At 68.6% G+C, this 3,900-nt stretch carries 5 protein-coding genes; 2 read left to right on the forward strand and 3 right to left on the reverse strand.

The annotated features are described in order from the left end of the window. A partial coding sequence (locus Y706_RS0109550) for a S41 family peptidase (protein ID WP_028276420.1) occupies positions 1-807 on the forward strand: 807 nt, incomplete at its 5' end. Between the two features lie 108 nt (positions 808-915). Here Y706_RS0109550 and Y706_RS0109555 read toward each other — a convergent pair. Further along, positions 916-1,344, reverse strand: coding sequence for an OsmC family protein (locus tag Y706_RS0109555; RefSeq protein WP_026266249.1), 429 nt, complete (start codon positions 1,342-1,344; stop codon positions 916-918). A 134-nt stretch (positions 1,345-1,478) separates the two neighbouring features. On the opposite strand from Y706_RS0109555, the gene Y706_RS0109560 reads away from it, so the two are divergent. After that, positions 1,479-1,862: a VOC family protein gene (locus tag Y706_RS0109560; RefSeq protein WP_043435764.1), complete on the forward strand. Its 384-nt coding sequence runs from the start codon at positions 1,479-1,481 to the stop codon at positions 1,860-1,862. A gap of 83 nt (positions 1,863-1,945) precedes the next feature. On the opposite strand, the gene Y706_RS0109565 is transcribed toward Y706_RS0109560, so the two are convergent. Together Y706_RS0109565 and sucB are read right to left on the reverse strand one after the other, a co-directional pair. Further along, positions 1,946-2,296, reverse strand: a complete 351-nt coding sequence (locus Y706_RS0109565; protein WP_028276422.1) for a hypothetical protein — start codon at positions 2,294-2,296, stop codon at positions 1,946-1,948. 149 nt (positions 2,297-2,445) lie between these two features. Beyond that, positions 2,446-3,900 (reverse strand): 2-oxoglutarate dehydrogenase, E2 component, dihydrolipoamide succinyltransferase (gene sucB, locus Y706_RS24670; protein WP_043435767.1); only part of this gene is annotated, 1,455 nt, incomplete at its 5' end.

A 3,900-nucleotide genomic window follows, 5' to 3' on the forward strand; every position in this document is an offset into this window, starting at 1 on the left:
CGCCGCGCCGTGGAACTTACCCTGCGCAATGGCGCCGGCCATGGTGCGGCCGCGGGCGCCCAGCGCCGCGTGGCCGTGGTCCCGGTCAAGGACGAGGAGCGCCTGCGCTACCAGGAATGGGTCTCCGGCAACCGGCGAACTGTCCGGGAAGCCTCGAACGGGACGTTCGGCTACCTGCACATCCCGGACATGATGGCCAACGGCTGGGCACAGCTGCACCGCGATCTCGACACCGAAACGGCACTGGACGGACTGATCGTCGATGTCCGGCGCAATCGTGGCGGCCACACCTCCCAGCTCGTGGCCGAACTCATCGGGCGCAAGGTCACCGGCTGGAGCATGCCGCGCGGGGAAAAGCCGCGGACGTACCCGCACCACGCTCCCCGCGGACCGGTCATCATTCTCACCGATGAGTTCGCCGGCTCCGATGGCGACATCATCACGCAGGTCTCCAAGCTGCGGGGGATCGGGCCCGTCATTGGCACCCGCACCTGGGGCGGCGTCGTCGGGATCGACAACCGCTTCGCGCTGGCCGACGGCACCGGCGTCACCCAGCCGCGCTACGCCACCTGGTTCGCCGGTGGCGTTGGCTGGGGCGTGGAAAACTTCGGCGTCACCCCTGACATCGAGGTGACCTTCCCGCCGCACGCCTACGCCGCCGGAACCGACCCGCAACTGGAGTACGGAATCGGGGCGCTGAAGGAAATGATCCAGGAACTGCCCACGGACCGTCCGCCGCTGCGCGAGGGTTACCGCCGGGTCCGGCCCGCACCGCTGCCTGCGCGCCAGCAGGCCGGCCAGGCCTAGGCGCTCCCGGGCGCGGCCCGCACAGACGGTCCGAGCAGGACAGACGGCAAGGCCCCCGCCACCCTGGATATCCCAGGGCGGCGGGGGCCTCGTCGTACTGCGGCCGGGCTAGGAGGCCAGGGTGGCGTCCAGGGTGATTTCGATGCCGGTCAGGGCAGCGGAGACGGGGCAGCCGGTCTTGGCTTCCTCGGCCAGCCGCTGGAAATCGTCGGCGGAAATGCCCGGGACGCGCGCGGCCAGGGTGAGGTGGCTGCCGGTGATCCCGGTACCCGGCTGGAACGTCACGTCAGCCTTGGTGTTGATCTCCTCGGCCGTGTGGCCGGCCTGGGCCAGGGCGTTGCTGAACGCCATCGAGAAGCACGCGGAGTGCGCTGCCGCAATGAGCTCCTCGGGGCTGGTCTTGCCCTCGGCGGCCTCGGCGCGCGCCTTCCAGGTGACGTCGAAGTTGCCCAGCCCGGAGCTGTCCAGGGTGGTGTTGCCGGCGCCTGTCATCAGGTCGCCATTCCATACAGTGTGTGCGGTGCGTGTTGTAGCCATGTCCACTCCTCGACGTCGTTGTGAATCAGGGGTCCGGCTGGTGCCGGAGCCTGCCGTGATCAATCCTAGGGATTCTGCGCGGCCGCCGCACGGGGGTTCCGCTGTCAGAGGATTGTGACCCGTACAGTGTCGTCATGGAAGTTACCGAAGATGCGCAGGTGCCAGGGGCGCCCGTGGCGCGTATTGCCACGATCATGGTCAACGCCGTCGACGCCGCGCGCCTGGCGCAGTTCTGGGCCGACTTGTTGGGTACGGCCGTCTCCTCGCGCTTCGAGCAGTTCGTCTGGCTGGAGCCCGCCGGCCCAGGGGCCCCGCAGCTGGCCTTCCAGGAGGTCCAGGACCCCACGGAGGGCAGGCGGCGCCTGCACCTGGACATCCATGGGCCCGACCCTGCGGCGTTGCGCGCCCGCGCCGAGTCCCTCGGTGCCGGGTTCGTGGAGGGCAATGACATCGGCGACTTCCACTGGGATGTGATGCAGGATCCCGAGGGCAACGAATTCTGCATCGCCGGCGACTGACGGCTTAACGGTGGCAGTTAAGCGACGGCGGCGCCGCACCCTCGCGGGGGAGCGGCGCCGTCATGGCGGGTGCAGTCAGCCGGTTACTGCCACAGGGTCGCGATCGCAACGTTGAGCAGTGCCAGGCCGCCAACGCTGTTCGCGAGGCCCTTGCTGATCGGCTCGCCCTTCTTGTACTTGCGGCGGCCAATGAAGGCCAGGACGCCGACGATCAGGGCGATGACAAGCTTGACGCCGAGCTTGGCGTAGTTGGCGTTCATGTCCAGGACCGGGATCAGCCCCATCATGATGATGCCCGTGATCAGCTGCAGCATCGCGCCGTCGAACTGGCGCGGGTGGACGGTGGGCTTCTTCATCTGGCCAATCCAGATGCCGACAATCATGGCGGCGCCGATGATGTGCAGGAAGACCATGACGTTATAGACGATGTTCATGGCATCAGTGTAGCCAGAGTCTTCTACGCACCGTAGTAGGACCCGCCGCGGCCCCGGGAGGAACAGCAAAAACGGCGACGGCGGCACGGGCGCCCGGTGGTTTCCCACCGGAGCCCGCACCGCCGTCGCCGTCAGTGTGCTTCTAGACCCTAGAGTCCGAGGTCGGCCTCGAAGGCGCCTTCCTCAAGGCGTGCCTTCAGCGTCTGCAGGAAGCGTCCTGCGTCGGCGCCGTCGACCAGGCGGTGATCGTACGTCAGGGAGAGGTACATCATCGAACGGATGGCCAGCGAGTCATCGCCGTTCTCGTCGGCGACCACTACGGCCCGCTTGACGATCGCGCCGGTGCCGAGGATGGCAACCTGCGGCTGGTTGATGATCGGGGTGTCGAACAGGGCGCCCACCGAACCGATGTTGGTGATGCTGAAGGTGCCGCCGGAGAGCTCGTCCGGGCCGATCTTGCCGTTGCGGGTGCGGTCGGCGACGTCGGCAATCTTGCCGGCCAGGCCGGCCAGGTTCAGGTTGCCGGCGTCCGAGATGACCGGAACCAGCAGGCCCTTGTCGGTGTCCACCGCAATCGCCAGGTGCTCGGCGTTGTGGTAGGTGATCTCCTGCTTGTCCTCGTCGTAGGAGGCGTTGACCTTCGGGTGCTGCTTCAGGGCCTCGGCAACAGCCTTGGCGATGAAGGGCAGGAAGGTCAGCTTGGAGCCGTTCTGTGCCTGGAAGGAGTTCTTGGCCTTGGCGCGCAGCTTGGCAACCTTGGTCATGTCGACCTCGTGGACCTGGGTCAGCTGGGTGGAGATGTCCAGGGACTCGCGCATGCGGCGGGCAATGACCTGGCGGATGCGCGGGGCCTTCTGCACGGTGCCGCGCAGCGAGGACGCAGCACTTGAAGTCGGCACAGTGGTCGAGGCGGCTGCCGGCGCAGATGCGGCGGGGGCTGCGGCCGGTGCTGCCTTTGCCTCGGCAGCTGCCAGCACATCCTGCTTGCGGATGCGGCCGCCGACGCCGGTGCCGGTGAGGGCCGCGATGTCGACGCCCTGCTGGTTGGCCAGCTTGCGGACCAGGGGAGTGACGTAGCCGGACTCTGCCGGTGCGGCAGCTGCTGCCGCAGGCGCGGGGGCTGCCGGAGCGGCGGGTGCTGCAGTCGGGGCGGCGGGCGCTGACGGAGCGGCCGCTGCGGGAGCTTCCTGCTTGGGAGCCTCCGGTGCTGCTGCCGGGGCGGGGGCGGCCGGTGCTTCCTGCTTGGGAGCTTCCGGTGCTGCATCCTGCTTGGGGGCCGCAGCGGGCGCCGGTGCTGCCGGTGCCGCGGCGCCGGAACCGATGACGGCCAGAACGGAGCCGACCTCGGCCGTCTCGTCCTCGTTGACGCGGATTTCCAGGAGGGTTCCGGCAACCGGGGACGGGATTTCGGTGTCGACCTTGTCGGTGGAAACCTCGAGCAGCGGCTCGTCGACCTCTACGGTGTCGCCGATGCTCTTCAGCCAGCGGGTCACAGTGCCTTCGGTGACGCTTTCGCCCAGGGCAGGCAGCGTGACGTCGTGTCCTTCACCTGCCGGAGCAGATTCCGGAGCGGCGGCAGGGGCCTCGGCGGCCGGAGCCTGCGC

It is taken from the genome of Arthrobacter sp. I3 (assembly GCF_000520575.1).
Taxonomy (GTDB): domain Bacteria; phylum Actinomycetota; class Actinomycetes; order Actinomycetales; family Micrococcaceae; genus Arthrobacter; species Arthrobacter humicola_A.

Coding starts and splice junctions, on each gene's coding strand:
- Y706_RS0109555 (WP_026266249.1), bottom strand. CDS start 1,344: ATGGCTACAACACGCACCGCACACACTGTATGGAATGGCGACCTGATG.
- Y706_RS0109560 (WP_043435764.1), top strand. CDS start 1,479: ATGGAAGTTACCGAAGATGCGCAGGTGCCAGGGGCGCCCGTGGCGCGT.
- Y706_RS0109565 (WP_028276422.1), bottom strand. CDS start 2,296: ATGAACATCGTCTATAACGTCATGGTCTTCCTGCACATCATCGGCGCC.